General features: G+C 70.6%; 16 protein-coding genes. 7 read left to right on the top strand and 9 right to left on the bottom strand.

All coding sequences use genetic code 11. The features are described 5' to 3' along the window. Positions 1-280 precede the first annotated feature (280 nt). Positions 281-472, bottom strand: coding sequence for a DUF6381 family protein (locus tag ACIOMQ_RS17960; protein WP_362198436.1), 192 nt, complete (start codon positions 470-472; stop codon positions 281-283). A gap of 132 nt (positions 473-604) precedes the next feature. On the opposite strand from ACIOMQ_RS17960, the gene ACIOMQ_RS17965 reads away from it, so the two are divergent. Then, on the top strand, positions 605-1297 hold the full coding sequence (locus ACIOMQ_RS17965) for a ribonuclease H (protein WP_401756562.1): 693 nt from the start codon (positions 605-607) through the stop codon (positions 1295-1297). 175 nt (positions 1298-1472) lie between these two features. Then, positions 1473-2204: a CDP-alcohol phosphatidyltransferase family protein gene (locus ACIOMQ_RS17970; protein WP_401268695.1), complete on the top strand. Its 732-nt coding sequence runs from the start codon at positions 1473-1475 to the stop codon at positions 2202-2204. Here ACIOMQ_RS17970 and ACIOMQ_RS17975 read toward each other — a convergent pair. Further along, positions 2170-2619 (bottom strand): adenylyltransferase/cytidyltransferase family protein, encoded by a 450-nt coding sequence (locus tag ACIOMQ_RS17975; RefSeq protein WP_362198445.1) that lies wholly within the window; start codon positions 2617-2619, stop codon positions 2170-2172. The two genes, ACIOMQ_RS17970 and ACIOMQ_RS17975, sit on opposite strands and share 35 nt — an antisense overlap. A 210-nt stretch (positions 2620-2829) precedes the next feature. On the opposite strand from ACIOMQ_RS17975, the gene ACIOMQ_RS17980 reads away from it, so the two are divergent. Genes ACIOMQ_RS17980 through ACIOMQ_RS17990 form a run of 3 tightly spaced genes read left to right on the top strand, consistent with a single transcriptional unit; the run spans position 2830 to position 7006 of the window. Continuing rightward, positions 2830-4095, top strand: a complete 1266-nt coding sequence (locus ACIOMQ_RS17980; protein ID WP_362198448.1) for a glycosyltransferase — start codon at positions 2830-2832, stop codon at positions 4093-4095. Beyond that, positions 4092-5765, top strand: a complete 1674-nt coding sequence (locus tag ACIOMQ_RS17985; RefSeq protein WP_402189461.1) for a lipopolysaccharide biosynthesis protein — start codon at positions 4092-4094, stop codon at positions 5763-5765. The genes ACIOMQ_RS17980 and ACIOMQ_RS17985 overlap by 4 nt, the downstream gene beginning before the upstream one ends. Next, positions 5762-7006, top strand: a complete 1245-nt coding sequence (locus ACIOMQ_RS17990) for a hypothetical protein (RefSeq protein ID WP_402189464.1) — start codon at positions 5762-5764, stop codon at positions 7004-7006. Before ACIOMQ_RS17985 ends, ACIOMQ_RS17990 begins: the two co-directional genes overlap by 4 nt. On the opposite strand, the gene ACIOMQ_RS17995 is transcribed toward ACIOMQ_RS17990, so the two are convergent. Then, positions 6975-8489 (bottom strand): hypothetical protein, encoded by a 1515-nt coding sequence (locus ACIOMQ_RS17995; RefSeq protein WP_402189466.1) that lies wholly within the window; start codon positions 8487-8489, stop codon positions 6975-6977. The genes ACIOMQ_RS17990 and ACIOMQ_RS17995 overlap by 32 nt on opposite strands. 105 nt (positions 8490-8594) lie before the next feature. Between ACIOMQ_RS17995 and ACIOMQ_RS18000 the strand changes: the two genes are divergently transcribed. After that, entirely contained in the window at positions 8595-9782 is a 1188-nt protein-coding gene (locus tag ACIOMQ_RS18000; protein ID WP_362198460.1) for a glycosyltransferase, read from the top strand. On the opposite strand, the gene ACIOMQ_RS18005 is transcribed toward ACIOMQ_RS18000, so the two are convergent. From ACIOMQ_RS18005 to gmd, 5 genes are read right to left on the bottom strand one after another with little or no spacing between them, the layout of a single operon-like run. Next, positions 9754-10581, bottom strand: coding sequence for a glycosyltransferase family 2 protein (locus ACIOMQ_RS18005; protein WP_401268682.1), 828 nt, complete (start codon positions 10579-10581; stop codon positions 9754-9756). The two genes, ACIOMQ_RS18000 and ACIOMQ_RS18005, sit on opposite strands and share 29 nt — an antisense overlap. Continuing rightward, positions 10578-11273 (bottom strand): hypothetical protein, encoded by a 696-nt coding sequence (locus ACIOMQ_RS18010; RefSeq protein WP_362198466.1) that lies wholly within the window; start codon positions 11271-11273, stop codon positions 10578-10580. The genes ACIOMQ_RS18005 and ACIOMQ_RS18010 overlap by 4 nt, the downstream gene beginning before the upstream one ends. After that, positions 11270-13528 carry a LamG-like jellyroll fold domain-containing protein gene (locus tag ACIOMQ_RS18015; protein ID WP_401756554.1) on the bottom strand — a complete coding sequence of 753 codons (2259 nt, stop codon included), beginning with the start codon at positions 13526-13528 and terminating at the stop codon, positions 11270-11272. The genes ACIOMQ_RS18010 and ACIOMQ_RS18015 overlap by 4 nt, the downstream gene beginning before the upstream one ends. Continuing rightward, entirely contained in the window at positions 13528-13839 is a 312-nt protein-coding gene (locus ACIOMQ_RS18020; protein WP_401756552.1) for a hypothetical protein, read from the bottom strand. Before ACIOMQ_RS18020 ends, ACIOMQ_RS18015 begins: the two co-directional genes overlap by 1 nt. Continuing rightward, entirely contained in the window at positions 13836-14849 is a 1014-nt protein-coding gene (gene gmd, locus ACIOMQ_RS18025) for a GDP-mannose 4,6-dehydratase (protein WP_362198475.1), read from the bottom strand. The genes ACIOMQ_RS18020 and gmd overlap by 4 nt, the downstream gene beginning before the upstream one ends. 114 nt (positions 14850-14963) lie before the next feature. Between gmd and ACIOMQ_RS18030 the strand changes: the two genes are divergently transcribed. Next, the gene (locus ACIOMQ_RS18030; RefSeq protein WP_401268676.1) at positions 14964-15947 is read left to right on the top strand and encodes a GDP-L-fucose synthase family protein; all 984 of its coding nucleotides are present in this window, start codon (positions 14964-14966) and stop codon (positions 15945-15947) included. A 114-nt stretch (positions 15948-16061) separates the two neighbouring features. Here the strand turns inward: ACIOMQ_RS18030 and ACIOMQ_RS18035 are convergent, their stop codons facing one another. Beyond that, complete coding sequence (locus tag ACIOMQ_RS18035) at positions 16062-17609, bottom strand: exopolysaccharide biosynthesis polyprenyl glycosylphosphotransferase (protein WP_401268674.1); 1548 nt, start codon at positions 17607-17609, stop codon at positions 16062-16064. Positions 17610-17879: the final 270 nt, after the last annotated feature.

The following is a 17879-nucleotide window of genomic DNA, read 5'->3' on the forward strand; positions in this document are numbered from 1 at the left end:
CGTGATCGCGTAGCGGAGACGGCGGGCATGGGTGTGCTGGCCTTGATCGGATGATGTCGGGCCGTTCACCGGGCGGCGTGCAGGTGGATTCGGTGGTTCCGGGACAGCCCATAGGCACAGGGTGGTGGCTCGACCGGCGTCGAGAGGGTCGCGCGGGAGCGGGGCCGGCTTCAGGCCGCGACAGAGCACAGCGAAGCGGCCGACGGCGTTGCCACTCACTCATGGAAGAGCGGCAGGACGTCGGCCGTTCGCGTGAGACAGGTACTACGTGAGGCCGGTACTACTTGGGCGGACGGGTGTTCCCGCTGCCCATGTTGCCCTGCTGCTCGATCTGCTCCTGCAGCTTCCGGGCCTTGTCCTGGAGCCGCTGGCGCTGCTCAGGGTCGGTGGTGCGCTCTGCGGCCTCGTTCATCTGCCGGGCCTTGTCGCGCAGCTGCTGCGCACGGTCACCGGATTCACGTGCAACGCTCATCATCGCTCCTTGTGCGGTTGGGAAGAGCGGGCTCCATCAGAGAACCAGCGCCGCCGGTTCACCGCACCTCGAATCGTCACTCAGCGTCACGGTGTGCCGTGGAGGTGGTGCGGCGCTGGCATGATCGGGGGCATGAACGAAAGCATCATCGCCGCGTGTGACGGGGCATCGAAGGGCAATCCGGGGCCTGCGGCCTGGGCGTGGGTCGTGGCCGACGCGCAGGGGCGACCGGAGCGCTGGGAGGCGGGGCCGCTCGGGTCCGCCACCAACAACGTCGCCGAACTCACGGCGCTGCAGGAGCTGTTGGAGTCCACGGACCCGGCCGTGCCGATCGAGGTGCGGATGGATTCGCAGTACGCGATGAACGCGGTGACGAAGTGGCTGCCGGGGTGGAAGCGCAACGGCTGGAAGACATCGGCCGGAAAGCCGGTGGCCAACCGCGACCTGGTGACCCGCATCGACGCGCTGCTGACCGGCCGGGCCGTGAACTTCGTCTACGTCCCCGCCCACCAGGTGGACGGGGACCCGCTCAACGCCCTCGCCGATCAGGCGGCGAGTGAGGCCGCGGTGGCGCAGCGACCGGCCGGCACCGTGCACGGTTCGCAGCTGCCGACGCCCGCTCCCGCACGGGCCACGGAGGGCCGGAGCAAGAACGTTTCGCCGAAGAAGGCGGGGGGAGCGGCGCGCCCGGCGCGCTCCGGCGCCACGATCCGGGCGAGGTTCGCCGGTCGCTGCCCTTGCGGAAAGCCTTATGCGGCACAGGAGATGATCGCCAAGACCCCGAACGGCTGGGGCCACCCGGAGTGCCGCACCGCGTCCGCCTGAGGTGTTTGTCCGTCGGGCCCGCGCACGGTGCGGGTCCGGCGGACGCCGCTCGTCGGCCGGAGTGGGGGAGTGGCCGCGCGAAACACGGCCCGCGTGCCATGATGCGGCTCCGACCGGCGGCGTCCGCGGCGCTCCGCCGACGCCGCGGGGGAGACCGCGGCACGCTGGGGGGCGTATGGGAAGCACAGGCACGGTTCTGCGCGAGTTGCGCGGTGCGCAGAAGACGGCCAAGGGGGTGTCGCTCTACTCGCGGTACGTGAATCGCCCGGCCGGCCGGTTCTTCGCGGCGGGCGCGTACCGCCTCGGACTGACACCCAATCAAGTCACCTCGATCAGCGCGGCGTTCACCTTCGCGGCCATCGCCTCGGTGGCGCTCGTCCGGCCGTCCTGGGGGCTCGCGGGTGCCGTGTACGCGGGCCTCGCCGTCGGCTTCGCCCTCGATTCGGCCGACGGGCAGCTGGCCAGGCTCACCGGGCGGGGAGGCCCGGACGGCGAATGGCTGGACCATGTCGTGGACTGCGCCAAGATGATCCTCGTACACACCGCCGTGCTGATCGCGTTCCAGCGGTTCTTCGATCTGCCGTCCGAGGGCTGGCTGCTCCTGCCGCTGGGCTTCCTGTTCACCGCCGTGCTGACCTTCTGCGCCGGGCTGTTGCGCGAGCAACTGGGCAGGGCGGCGGTCCGGCCCGCAGTGGGCGCCGCCGGCCCGGGCCCGGTGTCCCGGGTGCGGGCCGTGGCGCTGCTGCCCGCCGACTACGGGGTGTTCTGCCTGGTGTTCCTGCTGCTCGGCGACCCGACCGCCTTCCGTATCGGCTACGCGGTGCTCGCCGTTGTGCACGCGCTGTTCCTGATCGCGTTCCTCGCCAAGTGGTTCAGGGAGCTGAAAGCGCTCCGGACTGCGGACTGACGAGCGTGTCCAGCACCCGGCGCAGCTGGGTGCTGGAGGTGTGCACGGTGTACGGGAAGTAGACCACCTCCACGCCGACCTCGGCGAAGTCGCGCTCCAGGCGCTTGCCCTTCTCCGTGTCCCGCCAGTCGTCCCCCTTGAAGATGACGTCGAATCTGACCTGTTGCCAGGTCTCGATCTTGTCGGGGACCGTCTCGACGAACGCCGCATCCACGTAGCGGACACTGCGGACGATCTCCAGCCGCTCCGGCAGCGGAATCACCGGCTTGTGGCCTTTGGCGAGCGCGGCCATCTCGTCCGAGACAACCCCGGCGACGAGGTAGTCGCACTGACTGCGGGCATGCCGCAGGATATTGAGATGCCCTATGTGGAACAGGTCGTAGACCCCCGGCGCGTAGCCGACCCTGTGCACCATCCGTTCTCTCCCCCCACGGTGAACGTGATGTCCGTGTCCCGCGTCAGTTGTCCGGACATGGCGTCCGGTGGAGCGGGATATCGGTATCGGTGTTGATGGTGCAACGACCTTACTGTGAAGACCACTTGCGCATCACGTGAACGGATAAGCTCACTTTTGGGGCTGTTCCTTGGGGGGAACACAGATGTTCCGGGGGGAAGGCGAGCGTCCATGTCCGATGCCGACCGTCACAAACCGTTCGAGGGCCGCACGCTGCTGGTCGTGTCGACGAACTACGCGCCGGAGCTGACGGGCATCGGCCCGTACGCCGCGCAGCTCGCCGAGCACTGGGCCGCATCGGGGGCCGAGACCCACGTACTGACCGGCATGCCGCACTACCCGTCCTGGCGGACCGAGGCAGATTACCGGGGCGTGTGGCGGGTCACCGAGAAGCGGGCCGGGGTCAGCGTCCATCGACGGAGACACTATGTGCCGCCCCGTCAGAGTGCTTTGCGCAGAGCCGCGTTCGAGGCGACGGTCCTTGGGCACGGCCTGCTGTCGCCGCCCCTCTCGCCCCCGCCCGACGCGGTGGTCTCCCAGATGCCCAGCCTCGCAGGCGGCGTCCTGGGGGCCCGGCTGGCCCGCCGCCACCGCGTCCCGTACGTACCGGTCGTGCAGGATCTGATGGGCGCGGCCGCCGCGCAGAGCGGTATCCGGGGCGGGGGACGGGCGGCGGCCGTCGCCTCCCGGGCCGAACGGTACGCGCTGCTCGGCGCCGCCCTCGTCGGCGTCATCCACGAGACCTTCGTTCCGCGCGTCACCGCGTACGGCGTGGACCCGGGGCGCATTCGTCTCGTCCCCAACTGGTCGCATGTGCGGGCGTCTTCGGCCGACCGCGCCCGGACCCGGGCGCGGCTCGGCTGGGGCGAGGGCATTCCCGTGGTCCTGCATTCCGGGAACATGGGACTCAAACAGGGCCTGGAGGTCCTCGTCGACGCGGCCCGGATCGCCCCGGGGATACGCTTCGTCCTGATGGGGGACGGAAACCAGCGCGAGGCGCTGCTGGCGCGTGCGCCGGGCCTGCGCAACCTCGACTTCCTGCCGCCGGCCGGATCCGAGGAGTTCACGGACATCCTCGCCGCCGCCGATGTGCTCGCGGTGACCCAGCGGGCGTCCGTGCTCGACATGAGCGTCCCGTCCAAGCTCACCTCGTACTTCGTCTCGGGCCGCCCGGTCGTCGCCTCGGTGGCCGACGGGGGAGGCACCGCGCAGGAGATCCACCGGTCCGGCGCCGGGATCCTCGTCACACCGGAGGACCCCGCGGCGCTGCTGTCAGCCGTACGCAAACTCGTCGAGGCGCCGGCCGAGGCGGCCCGGCTCGGCGCCAACGGACCGCGGTACGTCGCACGCCACCTGAGCAGGGAGGCGGGCCTGGCCCGCTTCGACGCACTGCTCACCGAGGTCCTCGCGGACGCACAAGGGAGACCACGCCGATGACCCACCCGATCCGCGCCCTGGAGGACCAGGACGAACCCGCGCTGCTGAGGGACCAGTTCCGCCAGCTCCTGCGCTACCGGGCACTGCTCGCCTGCGGCGTGGTCCTCGGACTGCTGGGCGGCGGCTGGCTCGCCCTCAGCGGCGAGGAGAGCTACACCTCGACGGGCGAGGTCGTCGTACGCTCCGCCGCGTCCGACCCCTTCGCCGCGGGCGCCTCCGCCGACAAGGGCATCAACATCGGCTCCGAGCGGCAGACCGCCGTCAGCGACACCGTGGGTACTCTGGCCGTCGGCTCCCTGGCCAGGGCCGGCGACCGGGTGGAGCTCGGGACGCTGATGTCCGGCCTCCAGGTCACCAACCCGCCGAACACCCTCGTGCTCCGCTTCGCGTACACCGGCCGCACCCCCGCCCTGGCGAAGGGGCGGGCACAGGCGCTGGCCGACGCCTATCTGGAGATCCGCAGACAGCGCACCGAGGACAGCATCGCCAACATGGTCGACGGCTACCGTGCTCAGCTGGCGCCGCTCACCGAACAGCGCGACCAACTCGCGGAGCAGACCGGCGGAGGCAACGATGTGACCAGCGCGCGGGCCAACCTCGTGGTCTCGATCTCCGAACTGACCCGGAAGATCTCCGAGTTGCGCGCCCTGGACACGACCCCCGGCTATCTGACGAAGAAGCCCGTCGCGCCCACGGAGCCCACCGGCGCGGGGCTTCCCCTGCTGCTGGGACTCGGTGGTGCCGTCGGACTCGCGCTCGGACTGCTGCTGTCCTGGGTGCGCCTCGTCTTCGACCCGGCCGTGCGTTCCACCCGGGAGCTGGTCCGCTCGCTCGGGGCCCCGCTGCTCGGGACCCTGCCCAGGGAGCGGGCGTCCGCGGGCGCACTGCTCGCCATCGGACGGAGCGGCAGCCGGCTCGCCGAGGAGTACCGGGCGGTCGCCTTCCGGCTCGCCTACGACCCGTCGTTCGCCCAACGCCGCAGACTCCTGGTCACGGCCCCGCGCGGGGCCGGCGACACGGCCGCCGCCGCCGCGGTCAACCTGGCCGCGGCCTTCGCCGAGATGGGGCGCCACGTACTCCTGGTCGAGGCCGATCTGCGCACCCCTTCCCTGGCCAGAGACCTCGGCCCCGCCGTGCAGGGAGCCCGGCGGCGCTGGGCGGCGGAGGGCGAACGGGCCTGGCCGGCGGACAGCCGGATGAATGTCGACGTACCCGGTTCGGGCGCCTTCACCCTGATAGCGGGCCGGCGCACGGACAACGTGCCGCGCGCCCTGACGTCCGCGCCCGTCGGACGGATCGTGGCCGAGGGCGACGGGCCGGGCGCCGTCGTCATCGTGCTGGCCCCGCCCGTGCTGTCGTACGCCGACGCCGTCGCGCTGATCGACCGGGTGGAAGGCGTCGTGGTGGTCTGCGACCCGCGCGAGGTGCACCGCAGCGACCTGGAACGGATCCGGGAGATCATCGGAGCGGCCGGCGGCACCGTGCTCGGCGCCCTGCTCCACCCCGGCCGGAACCGCTACGAGCGCCGGGCCCGGAAGAAGGCCGCCAGGCGCCGCGCGCGCGGTGGCCGACCCGGCCGCGACGACGCGGGCAGCGGCCCGGAGCGCACCGGTGACCCCGCCGAGACCCTCGGCCTGCGTCCCTTCGACTCCACCGCGGGACACAGATGAAGGCAGGTACCGCGATCGTCTGCTCGGTCGCGGACCAGGGCGTGGCGGCGCTCACCAACATCCTGGTGCTGGTGGCTGCCGCCCGGCTCTCCACCGCGGCCGACTTCGCCCGCTTCTCGGCGGTCTACCTCGTCTTCACCGTGCTGCTCGGGGTCTTCGGCGCCTACACCGGTCAACCGCTCGTCCTGCGGCGCGGCGGGAGCGACGAGATACGCGGCGCCTGCCGGTCGGCGGTCGCCTTCACCCTGCTCGCCGCGGCCGGGCTCGGCGCCCCGCTCGCCGCCGTCTGCCTGGCACTGCCGGGTGCCACCGCACGTGCCCTGCTGATGCTGGGACTCGTCCTGCCGGTGGTCCTGGGCCAGGACACCATGCGCTACGCCTTCTCCACCCTGCACCTGCCGCACCTGGCACTGGCGGGCGACCTGCTCAGACTGGCCTGTGTGCTGGGCGCACTGGCCGTGCAGCCCCATGGCGCCCCGGCTGCCCGGCTTGTCGCGGCCTGGGGGCTGTCCGCGCTGCCGGCCCTGCTGCTGTCGGCCGTCCTGCTGCACCGCAGAGTGGCCGGAACGCCCCTGCGGCTCATGGTCCTCCTGCGACGAGGGCATCTGGGGCGGCGCTTCGTGGTGGAGTTCGGCGTGGGCAACGCCACCAGCCAGCTCTCCGTACTCGGGCTCGGCGCGGTCGGCAACCCCCTGGTGGTCGGGGCGCTGCGCGGCGCGACGACCCTCTTCGGACCGCTGAACGTGCTGTTCACCTCGGCCACCGGTTTCGGCCCGCCGCTCCTCGGACGGCTCGCCTCCGAACGACGCAGGGTACGCGCCACGGCGACGCTCGCCGCGGTCCTGGCCGCCACGGCCGCCGCCTGGGCCACCGCACTCGCCCTGCTGTCCGACGGAATCGGCCGCCGTCTGCTCGGCGACACCTGGCCGACGGCGTCCGCCCTGCTCCCGGCGACCGGCAGCCAGTACGTGGCGATGGCCGTGGGCACCTGCGGACTGCTGGCCCTCCGGATGCTCGACCCCCGTACCACCCTCTCCATCCAGGTGGTCTTCTCGCTCGCCGCCGTGGCCTTCCTCACCGGCGGCTATGTGCTCGGCGGGGTGCCGGGCGCGGCCTGGGGCCTGTGTCTGGGGTCCGTCTGCAAGGCGGTGGCCACCTGGACCAGAGTGGCACGGCTGAGACGCCGCACCATGGCGGAGCGGCCACCCGTCAGTGCGAACGCCGTCCGCTCCGGCTTCTGAAACTGGTGATCAGCAGCAGGCAGAGGGCCGCGATCGCCAGCTTCCCGACGGCCTGCAACAGCGGTCCGCGCAACAGAATGAAGGTGTACCCGGCGATCAGCGGAGCGGCGACGGCCAGAACGCTGCCGGGGCCGGGGCCGTCCCGGGAGACCGCGCGCGCGTAGCGCCGGTCGGTGCGTGCGGCGGCGTATCCGATCAGTGCGAACGCGCCGACCATGCCCGGTGTTCCGAAGTCGACCCAGAGCTCGGTCCACAGCGGCGCCGACAGGTTGGTCATCTTCATCCCCATCCACTGACCGACGCGCACCCCCGTGTCCTCCGGCTTGCCGCTCCACACCGACCGGGGCACGAAGAAGAGCGCGGAGCCCGCCAGTTGGCGCCCGTAGGTGTGGCCGCGGGTGTCGACCCAGGTGATCGTGTTGGCGAACATCACCGTCTGGTCGTAGTCCTTGGTGGCGAGCGGCTCGAAGACCGACGACGAATCCACCGGCCGGTACCCGGCGCTGTCGTAGCGGAACCGGTCCGCGTACGGGAACAGCACCAGTGCCCCGACCACTCCCATGGCGAGCACCGACCGGTACATCGCCGCACTGCTCGGAAACGCGGTGAAAAGGAGCGAGACCAGTACGGTCAGGAACCAGTAACGGGCGTTGGAGAACGGGTTGTTCACGATGGCATTGAGGACCAGCAGCGCACACCAGACCAGTGCCGTCGAGGGCGAGCGCCGGGCCCTGCGCGAGGTCACCAGCCGACGCGTGTAGAAGAGCAGCCCCAGCAGCGCGGGTACCGTACCGAAGCCCTTGAGGAAGGCCGAGCCCACATTGGACTGGCCCGACGCCACCCCGCTGACCGCGACCGAGGCGCTGATCTCCTGCCTGCTGGTGAAGAAGACGGCGGGCCCGCCGAGCTTCAGGATGTAGTAGCCGCTCGCAGCGAAGGCCAGCACCACCAGCAGCCTGAGCCGCACCCGGTGCGCGGTGGCCGGACCGCTCCCGGAACGTGCGGAGGTCCGGCGGTGCAGCGGGCGCCGGGAAGCCAGCAGCGCCCCGAGGTCGAACGCGGCACACCCCACCAGGATCAGCGCGACGGCCGTCACCAGATCCGACCGCGGCCCGACCACCGGGGTGGGGGTCTGCCCGATGACCGCCTGCGCGAACGGCGCCACCCCCATAGCGATGTACACGAACATCCAGAACACGCCCTGCAGCAGACGCCGCCGCGTGGAAAGAACCATCGTGGCGAGCCGGGCCCCCGCGTAGCAGGTCAGCACGAGCTGCAGCCAGTACGCGGTGTCCCGGACCCCCGCTTCCGGCTGCGCGGCGATCACCGCGGGCAGGAAGCAGACCAGCCCGAGGATGAGGGGAACGGCCAGGGCACGCGACAGCATGGCCCACGACATGGGCTTCGCCGGAGGCTGGACCAGGTCCTGCGGGCCGTGCTCCGGTACGGGCGCGGACGACGCCGCCTCACGCGCGGACGTCATGTGCTCCCCGTTCCGTGGACCTGTGAACACTCTAACGAATCAACCCACTTGAGAGGTTTGGATGGCTAGTCTCTAAAAGGCCGGCCGAGGTTGAGGGGAACCCTGGTGAAGATCCTGCACATCGTCACACTGCACACCCCGGACCATGCGTTCGGTGGCCCGACAAGGGTGGCGCTCAACCTGTCGAAGGTCCAGCGGGCCGGGGGCGACGACGCCCGCGTGATGGCACTGGGCGACGGCTTCGCAGGCCGGCTGCCGCGCACGGTCGAGGGGGTGCCGGTCCACCTCTTCCAGGCCCGCCATCTGCTTCCCGTGTTCGAGGTCAGCGGCATCACCTCCGGTGCGCTCCTGCTCGCCGCCCGTCGCATGATGCGCGGTGCCGACCTCGTCCATGTCCACCTGATGCGCGACCTGGTGACGCTGCCCGCCGCACTGCTCGCGCTGGCCTCCCGCACGCCCCTGGTCGTCCAGACGCACGGCATGGTCGACCCCACCGAGAAGCGGGTCGCCCAGCTGACCGATCTGCTCGGGGTGCGCAAGGTGCTGCGCGGAGCCGACGCCGTGCTGCACCTCACCGAGAGGGAACGCCTCGATGTGCACGCCGTCGCCGCACCGGTGCCGTTGAGGACCGTGCGGCTGGTCAACGGCGTACGCCCGCAGGAACGCAAGGCGGCCCGCGAACCGGGGCGGCCGCCGACGGTCCTCTTCCTGGCCCGCATCCAGGAGCGCAAACGTCCCGAGGACTTCGTCGCCGCAATGCCGGCGGTCCTCGCAGAGCACCCGGACGCCCGGTTCGTGCTGGCCGGACCCGATACCGGAGCGCTGCCCGCAACCCTCGAACTCGCCCGCAGACTCGGGGTGAGGGACTCCCTCGACCATGTGGGACCGCTCGGCCGTGAAGAGGTTCTGGCGGCGGGCCGGCAGGCCGATGTGTACGTACTGCCGTCGATCGAGGAACCCCTGGGCGTATCCGTCCTCGAAGCGATGTCGGTCGGCACCCCGGTCGTCATCACCCGTACCTGCGGGCTCGGCCCCGATGTGGCACGGGCCGGAGCGGGCCGGGTGATCGACAGCCGGGTCGGCGAGGACGGGAAGAACGCGCTCAAGGTGGCCCGGGCCGTCCTGGAACTCCTCGATCCCGAGGCCAATGCGCTGGCCGGCAAGGCTGCTTGGGACCTGGTCAATGAGGACTTCACCATCGAGACCGTGACCCGGAGCCTCCGGCGGACCTACGAGGACGTGGTCCGCCGGAAGGGCCACCGCGTCACACGGTCTTCCCCTCACGGGACTTGAGCGCGATCTGCCAGCGGTAGAAGCTCATCGCCAGCGCGAAGTCGAACCCCGCACGCCCGTCGAGAAAGCCCCGCCGGTACAGATACATGTACACGAACGACACCAGGGGCTTGAAGGGTGCCTTGTGGAACAGCTGCCCCTGGCGGGACTTCACCCTCCGCACCTGCTCCTTGACCTCGGGGTGGTGCTCCAGCCACGCCTCCCAGTCCGAGTAGCGGTTGTGCCGCTCGAACCAGGCCGTGACCGGGTCGAGATCCTGGTGCTCGATCGGATTGCGGAGCGAGCCGGCCGACTCGGCGACCGGCTGGTAGTGCCCCTCGACCTCGCCGATGCCCGGCGCTTCGAGATCCCCCACCTCCGGGTACCGGCAGCGCGTGCGGTCGGTCAGCGACCGCTTGCGGATGGTGTACCCGTGCCGGAGCCGCTTCCCGGAGAACCAGTAACCCAGCGGTATGTCGTACGCGGCGGGTTTCGGCGTGCCGGGACCGGCGAAGATCTGCCGCAGCTCGGCCAGCAGCCCGGGGCTGAGCCGCTCGTCCCCGTCGAGCAGCAGAATCCAGTCCAGATCCGTGCGGACATGGTCCAGACACCACTGCTTCTTGCGCGGGTGACCGCCGTCCCAGGTGTACGTGACCACCTCGGCTCCGCACTCCTCGGCGATCTTCGCCGTGTCGTCCGTACTGTGCGAGTCGACGACGACGACCGCCTCGAAGTGGCCGAGCACGGACTTCACCGCCTCGGCGATGTTGAGCCCCTCGTTCTTCGTGGGGATCGCCACGGCTATCGGCAGCTTGCTCATCCGTGCCCTCCTTCGGGCAGCCAGGCGTAGCAGCCTGTGGAGGTGAAGGTGCGGGCCGCCTCCGGGAGGGTGATCCCGGCCCGCTTCCCGGCGGCGGCGGAGCCCGATCCCAGACTCCTGCCGTTCGCCCCGGTGATCTGCCAGGTGCAGTTCGCGGTGGGGGAGACGTCGTGGTAGCGGCCCGGCCGGATCTGCTTGTTCTCGTAGGTGCCGTCCGCGTACCCCCGCGCCGCTTCCTGTACCAACTCCCCGTGCTGGGTGCAGAGATGCTCGACGGCGGGTTTCGCGTCGGCGATCTCGCCGGTCACGATCGCGGCGACCGCCACGTCGCGGTCGGCCTTCACGAGATAGGTGAGCCTGTCGCAGGTCTCCTGGCCGGTCTGGAGCACGGCCGCCGGGTCGATGCCCCTGGGCACCCGGTCGACCAGGTACTCCTTCTGCTTCTTGGTGAACGAGCCCGTGGCCGGGGTGAGTTCATCGGTGGGCAGTTTCGGCGGTTCGCTCGCCCGCTGAGCCGGCGGGCCGCTGGACGCGGTGGTGCCGGGACCGGCCGGCGGGGCGGCGGCAGGGGCCCGCGTGGCCGACGGCCCGGCACTGCTCGCCCCCCGGTGCCCGTCGGAGGACGAGCCGCAGGCGGCCAGTGCCGCCGTCAGTACGACGACGGCGGCACCGGCCCGGAACGGGTTCCTCATCCACCCGTCCTCAGGGCGTAGTGGGCGCTGACCTGCGAGCCGCTCAGCGCGGTCGGGTAGACGGCGGTCTCGTCGATCTGCCCGGCGAAGAAGTTGCTCGTCGGCTTGCTCGGCCAGTTGTTCAGGTTGTCCCCGCCGACCCGCCAGTATCCGCTGTAGTTCTCGTTGCCGGTGTACTGGGTGCTGGAGGCGCGCAGCTGCCCGTCGACGTACAGCGCCATGCCGCCGGTGCCCTGCGTCGCGACGACATGGTGCCAGGCGCCGTTGTTGTAGGCCGCCGGCGTGGTGATGGTCCTGGTGCCGCCGCTGTAGACCCCGAAGACCAGCCGCCCGTCGTCGCGCATGTATACATGCTTGTCGAACTGCGTGCTGTTCTGCATGGTCACATTGCCGAAGCCGATGATCTTCCCTCCCTTGGTGGTCGTCGTCTTGATCCAGGTCTCGACCGAGAACCTGGCCGGCTGCGGATGCCGCTTGTTGCTGTACGCGTACTGGTTCGTCCCGTTGAAGCCGATCGCGGTCGACGGACCCGCGACGGCGGCCGGAGTCCGCCGGTAGGCGGGGGAGTTGCGGAGGAACCCGTTGTCCAGCCCCTTGCCGGTGTCACCGGCGAACGTCGACGTGCCTTCGTCGTACCGCCAGTACAGCGAGGCGCCGTCGGCCAGCACCTTCGCGGGGTACTTCTCGGCGGCGGACGTCACGGTGGCGGACAGGGCGGGCGACTTGGCGCTGGTGTTGGTGCCGTCGCCGGCACTGATCCGGTACGAGTGGGTCTCACCCGGGGCGACATCGGTATCGGTCCACCTCAGCTGCGGCCGGTCCCAGAACAGCGAGTGGCCCGTCGTGGTGTACACCGGAGTGCTCGCGCCGTCCTTGTAGATCCGGTACGTGAGTTCCCCGTCGTCGGCGTCGTAGCTCGTCTGCCAGTTGACCTCCACCTTGCCCGGGGCGACCGTGGACAGGCTGACGTTCGGAACCCACGGCGCCCCGGTGTCGGGACCGTCGGCGAACCGGGTCAGGCCTTGCTGCGCGGCGCCGTTGACGGTGGTGAACTCGCCGCCCACCCACAGATAGTGGTGGCCTCCCTTGTCCGTCTGCGCCATCACCCGGGGCCCGACCGGCTCCCCGATGCCGTCGTTGGTGTCGGGGAACCAGGGGAGCAGCTTCGGGTCGTCGACGGACTGGGCCAGCAGATGCTTGCGCGGCTGGTCCGGGAACTCGCCCATGCTCGCGCAGTCGTGCGCGTGACTCCCGCTGTACAGAACGCCGTTGTGGACGAGGACGGCCTGCGTGGCGCCCAGGCAGGTGTCCCGCCAGCGCTGCTCGAAGTTGCTGAGGTTCAGCGCGATCCGGCCGTCGAAGACACCCCCTCCGGTGCCCTCGTTGGCGGTGTAGAAGCCGGTGGCGTCCGTCGTCAGGTCCTGCACCGTGGAGGTGTTCGGAATGAACCCGGCCGGATAGCTCTTGGTGACGGCCCCCGTGGTGGCGTCCACCACGGCCAGCGCGTGCGAGGTGGTGCCGTTGACGGTGAAGAAGTCACCGCCGATCAGTACGTGCTTGCCGTCGGGCGTCAGCTCCACGGCCCGGCCCACCTCGTCGGTGTTGGCCTTCCACGGCTTCAGCACGGCGCCCGTGGTGACCGCGGCGAACTTGTTCCGGGTCTGCCCCGCCACGTTGTTGAAGTCACCACCCAGATAGACGGTGTCGGCCGTGACGGCCAGGGCCCGCACTGTCGCGGAGACGGAGAACTTGAAATCCTGGCGCGGGGTGCAGGTCGCGGTGTCGATGGCGGCGATGTTGCTCACTCCGACCCCGCTCACCGCTCCGAACTGCCCGCCGACATAAAGGGTCTTCTGGTCGGGCGAAAGCGCCAGCGCACGTACGGTCGCCGTCCCCGACGAGAGGGTGAACGACAGCTTGCAGTCGGTCGGCGCACCGGTCGCCGCGTCGAACGCGGCGAAGTTCACCGAGGGCTGCTCGGAGGTGCCGGCGGCCGCGTCCGGTGGCCGGACGGTGGAGAAGGTGCCGCCGGTGTAGACGACACCGGCGTCCGACGCGGCCATCGACCAGACGATGCCGTTGGTCTGCCAGGTGGTGAGATCGTCCGCGGTCAGCGAGACCGGCGGGGTGAGGGCCGCGGCCGGGGAACCCCCGGACGCGGCGGCGGTCAGCGCTCCGGCGAGCAGGCAGAGCGCGGCGGCCGCAGCCCGTGCCCGGACGCGTCCGATGCGTCTGCGCCCCGTACTTCCGTTCATCATTCAGCTCCGAAGGTGAGAACGAGCAGCGGCCGGAAGGCCGCGGTTCCTGCCTCGTCCGACCGGCGGCGGAGACGGTCCGCCCCGCTGCCGGTGAGGGCGAGTGAGTGGTCCGGGCCGGGGGCCCGGACCGGTGCGGGCGCGCACGGGTCCACCGGGAGGCCGGTGGAGCCGGAGAGCGCGCCCGGGGCGGTCCCCGGCGCGGCCGCGGCCGGCGGCGACGGCCGGGTCTCGCGGGGGAGTGCCGGAGCGGTCCGCGCGCCGGTGACCGGCACGACGGTCCCCCCGCGTGCGGGGGCCGGACGTCTCATCGGTCCACCCGCACGGCTGCTCCGGCGAGTTGGTCGGAGAGCTGGCGGATGTCGGCCTCGACCATGATCCTGGCGAGCTCCTGCGACCTCACCGCCGGTTTCCAGCCGAGCAGTTCCTCGGCCTTGGCGGCGTCACCGATCAGCGCGTCGACCTCGCTGGGCCGCTCGTACTTGGCGTCGTAGCGGACGTGCTCCCGCCAGTCCAGGTCCGCGTGCGCGAAGGCGTGCTCCAGGAACTGCCGGACGCTGACCCCCTCCCCGGTGGCCACCACATAGTCGTCCGGACTGTCGCACTGCAGCATCCGCCACATCGCGTCGACATACTCGGGGGCGTAGCCCCAGTCGCGCACCGCGTCGAGGTTGCCCAGATGGAGGTGGGTCTGCAGACCCGCCTTGATCCTGGCCACCCCGCGCGTGATCTTCCGGGTCACGAAGGTCTCGCCGCGGCGCGGGGACTCATGGTTGAAGAGAATCCCGTTCACCGCGAACATCCCATACGCCTCACGGTAGTTGACGGTCGCCCAGTAGGAATACACCTTGGCGACGCTGTACGGGCTCCGCGGATGGAACGGCGTCTTCTCATTCTGCGGCGGCGGGCTCGCGCCGAACATCTCCGACGACGACGCCTGGTAGATCCGGGTGTCGATACCGCTCGCGCGGACGGCCTCCAGCAACCGGATGGTGCCGAGACCTGTGATGTCACCCGTGTACAGCGGGGCGTCGAACGAGACGCGGACGTGCGACTGCGCGCCCAGGTTGTAGACCTCGTCCGGCCGGATGTCGCGCAGCAGATTCACCAGCGCGACCCCGTCGGCGAGGTCGGCGTGATGCAGGACGAACGAGCGGTTCTCTTCCTCCGGGCCCTGGTAGATGTGGTCGATCCGCTCGGTGTTGAAGCTCGACGAGCGGCGTATCAGCCCATGGACCGTGTACCCCTTGTCGAGCAGCAGCTCGGACAGGTACGAACCGTCCTGTCCGGTCACGCCGGTGATGAGCGCGGTCTTCGCCACGACTACCCCCTCTGTGTTCGCCTGAAAGGCTGTTGGTTCCCACCGAAATATCGGAATTGAGCGATCTGCGGCAAAACGTCACCGTGATCTGTGGCTGCTGGCACAATCCGAGCCATGACGACTGATCTCTCCGGCCCTCCCCAGGAATCCGTCCGCCCCCTCCTACGGCCCGGCGCCCGCGTATTCGTCGCGGGCCACCGCGGTCTGGTCGGCTCGGCGGTGGTGCGCCGCCTCACCGCCGCCGGACACGAGGTGATCACCCGCGATCGCGACCACCTCGATCTGCGCGATGCCGCACGGACCGGGGAATTTCTCCGCGAGGTCCGACCGGACGCCGTGGTGCTGGCCGCCGCCAAGGTCGGCGGAATCATGGCCAACAACACGTACCCGGTGCAGTTCCTGGAGGACAACCTGCGCATCCAGCTGAGTGTCGTCGCCGGAGCGCACACCGCCGGTGTCGAGCGGTTGCTCTTCCTCGGCTCGTCCTGCATCTACCCCAGGCGTTCCCCGCAGCCGATCCCCGAAAGCGCCCTGCTCACCGGTCCGTTGGAGCCGACCAACGAGGCGTACGCGCTGGCCAAGATCGCCGGAATCGTGCAGATCCAGTCCTACCGCCGGCAGTACGGCGTCGCGTACATCAGTGCCATGCCGACCAATCTCTACGGTCCGGGCGACAACTTCGACCTGGAGTCCTCGCACGTACTGCCCGCGCTGATCCGCCGCTTCCACGAAGCGCGGCGGGACGGGGCGCCCGCGGTCACACTCTGGGGCTCCGGCGGCCCGCGCCGCGAGTTCCTGCACGTCGACGATCTGGCCGCCGCGTGCCTGCTGCTGCTGGAGCGCTACGACGGCGACGAGCCCGTCAACATCGGCTGTGGCGAAGACCTGACGATCCGTGAACTCGCCGAAATCGTGCAGAAAGTGACAGGGTTTCAGGGAACCATCGAATGGGACACGGCGAAGCCCGACGGCACCCCGCGCAAGCTGCTCGACGTCTCCCGGCTCACTTCTCTCGGCTTCGCACCTCGGATCGCGCTGCACGACGGGATCGCCCGCACGTACGCGTGGTGGTTGGAGCGGCGGACCGCACAGGTCTGAGCGGACCCGACGGATCCGCCGGCACGGGCCGGCCGCCGCAACGCGACGGCCGCCCGCCCCTCCGGCCCCGCACGGCCGGTTGCCCCGCACCCTTCGCATCGACGGCCGCCGCTCTCAGTACGCCCCACGGCCGTCGGCGACGGCACGCAGCGTCCGGGCCATGAGCCCCATGTCCGTGAGTACCGACCAGTTGTCGACGTACCACAGGTCGAGCGAGACGGTCTCCTGCCAGGACAGGTCCGAACGCCCGCTGACCTGCCACAAACCGGTCAGCCCCGGCCTGACCGCCAGCCGCCTCAGTTCGCGTTCGTCGTAGCGGGACACTTCCTCCGGCAGTGGAGGCCGTGGACCGACCAGTGACATGTCGCCCCGGAGCACATTGAGCAGTTGCGGCAGCTCGTCGAGCGACGTCCGGCGCAGCAGACGGCCGATACCGGTCACCCGGGGGTCGCGGCGCATCTTGAACATCGGACCGTCGTTCTCGTTCGCGGCGGTCAGCTGCTGCTTGCGGCTCTCGGCGTCCACCACCATCGTCCTGAACTTCCACATCGTGAACGGCCGGTTGTGCTGCCCGTGGCGGATCTGGCGGTGGAACGCCGGCCCGTGGGAGCCGAGCCGCACCGCCGCCCCGATCAGCAGCAGCAGGGGTGCCAGAACCAGCAGACCGAGTGCGGCGCCGACGCGGTCCACCGCGGCCTTCATGGCCATCTGCGGCCCCCCTCGCAGCGGGGGTGCGATGTGCAGCAGCGTCAGCCCGGCAGCGGCGGCAGGCCGTACCCGGCCGGCCGCGATGCCCGAGAGCTCCGTCAGCACGGACAGGGCGAGCCCGCCGTCGTGCAACCCCCAGGAGAGCCGGTGCAGCCGCTCCTCGGAGAGCTGCGGCCCGGGTACCACCAGGGCCAGGTCCGCATCATGGGCGAACGCTCCGCCCAGCACCGTCGACGCGTCGTCGTCGGCCGGTGCCGGTGCGAGCCGGCCCGGCACCTGGACCTCGCACTCCAGCGGGGCGGCCCCCACCGGTATGGCGGCCACGACCTGGTAAGGATGGTCCGCGCGGGAACCCAGCAGCCGCACCGCGCGTTCCACCTTCGAGGCCTCCCCGACCACCAGTACCCGCCGGACGGTCCGCTGCCGCCGTCCCGGCCACGGCAACCGCCGTACCCCCAGGGCCGCTACGCCCGCCAGCAGGCCGGGCAGCAATGCCACGGCAGCCGTCGCGGGATCGACCACATCACCCGTCATGGTCCGCAGCACCGCGAGCACACCGACGAGCAGCAGCCAGTCGCCGGCCGTGCTCAGTACCCCCGGTGGATCGTCCGGAGGCAGGTCCGCGTACCGGCCGCGCGCGGCCCGCACGCCGGACCACACCAGTGCGGCCACCGCCGCGGCGACCGCGGCCCGCGGCTGTCCACCGGCCCGCAGGACCAGCCACGCCGGAAGCCCCAGGCCGAGAAGCTCGGCGCCGACGACAACCGGCAGACGCCGGCCCGCCCTTCTCTTCGCCGCGACCGGTCCCGAACGTTCACGCTGTACGGTCGGCGCCCTCCACGGGTCGTCAAGTGCCTTGCCGCGGGGCCGATGTGAAACAGTGCGTGGACGCGGCGCCCCCGCCAGTCCCACAGGTCCTGATCTGTCCGAATCGGGTAGCTCGACATGCCCCATGAACCCCCCAGTCACAGTTGCATCGCCACAAACGGGGCGCATCCGCCGATCCCATGGACTGACGGATGCGCCCTCGCTCGGTGCACGATATCCACACACGTGCCATTTCGCTGGAGTTCCAGTGAAGTTCAGACATGCGCACTGACTCGGAACTCGTCCCGTTCCGCGCTGGATCGCTTGGTCTGTGGGTGACTGTTCACATTTGGAGGGTTCCGGAATCGGATGGTGTGCGGACATGTAGGTCACCGGTTGCATGGTTCCACCAACAGG

This window comes from Streptomyces sp. NPDC087845 (assembly GCF_044742755.1).
GTDB lineage: Bacteria > Actinomycetota > Actinomycetes > Streptomycetales > Streptomycetaceae > Streptomyces.

What these genes read in the sequence shown, in the direction of transcription:
- ACIOMQ_RS17960 (WP_362198436.1), bottom strand. Translation starts at nt 472, where the DNA reads ATGAGCGTTGCACGTGAATCCGGTGACCGTGCGCAGCAGCTGCGCGAC.
- ACIOMQ_RS17965 (WP_401756562.1), top strand. Translation starts at nt 605, where the DNA reads ATGAACGAAAGCATCATCGCCGCGTGTGACGGGGCATCGAAGGGCAAT.
- ACIOMQ_RS17970 (WP_401268695.1), top strand. Translation starts at nt 1,473, where the DNA reads ATGGGAAGCACAGGCACGGTTCTGCGCGAGTTGCGCGGTGCGCAGAAG.
- ACIOMQ_RS17975 (WP_362198445.1), bottom strand. Translation starts at nt 2,619, where the DNA reads ATGGTGCACAGGGTCGGCTACGCGCCGGGGGTCTACGACCTGTTCCAC.
- ACIOMQ_RS17980 (WP_362198448.1), top strand. Translation starts at nt 2,830, where the DNA reads ATGTCCGATGCCGACCGTCACAAACCGTTCGAGGGCCGCACGCTGCTG.
- ACIOMQ_RS17985 (WP_402189461.1), top strand. Translation starts at nt 4,092, where the DNA reads ATGACCCACCCGATCCGCGCCCTGGAGGACCAGGACGAACCCGCGCTG.
- ACIOMQ_RS17990 (WP_402189464.1), top strand. Translation starts at nt 5,762, where the DNA reads ATGAAGGCAGGTACCGCGATCGTCTGCTCGGTCGCGGACCAGGGCGTG.
- ACIOMQ_RS17995 (WP_402189466.1), bottom strand. Translation starts at nt 8,489, where the DNA reads ATGACGTCCGCGCGTGAGGCGGCGTCGTCCGCGCCCGTACCGGAGCAC.
- ACIOMQ_RS18005 (WP_401268682.1), bottom strand. Translation starts at nt 10,581, where the DNA reads ATGAGCAAGCTGCCGATAGCCGTGGCGATCCCCACGAAGAACGAGGGG.
- ACIOMQ_RS18010 (WP_362198466.1), bottom strand. Translation starts at nt 11,273, where the DNA reads ATGAGGAACCCGTTCCGGGCCGGTGCCGCCGTCGTCGTACTGACGGCG.
- ACIOMQ_RS18015 (WP_401756554.1), bottom strand. Translation starts at nt 13,528, where the DNA reads ATGAACGGAAGTACGGGGCGCAGACGCATCGGACGCGTCCGGGCACGG.
- ACIOMQ_RS18020 (WP_401756552.1), bottom strand. Translation starts at nt 13,839, where the DNA reads ATGAGACGTCCGGCCCCCGCACGCGGGGGGACCGTCGTGCCGGTCACC.
- ACIOMQ_RS18030 (WP_401268676.1), top strand. Translation starts at nt 14,964, where the DNA reads ATGACGACTGATCTCTCCGGCCCTCCCCAGGAATCCGTCCGCCCCCTC.
- ACIOMQ_RS18035 (WP_401268674.1), bottom strand. Translation starts at nt 17,609, where the DNA reads ATGGGGCATGTCGAGCTACCCGATTCGGACAGATCAGGACCTGTGGGA.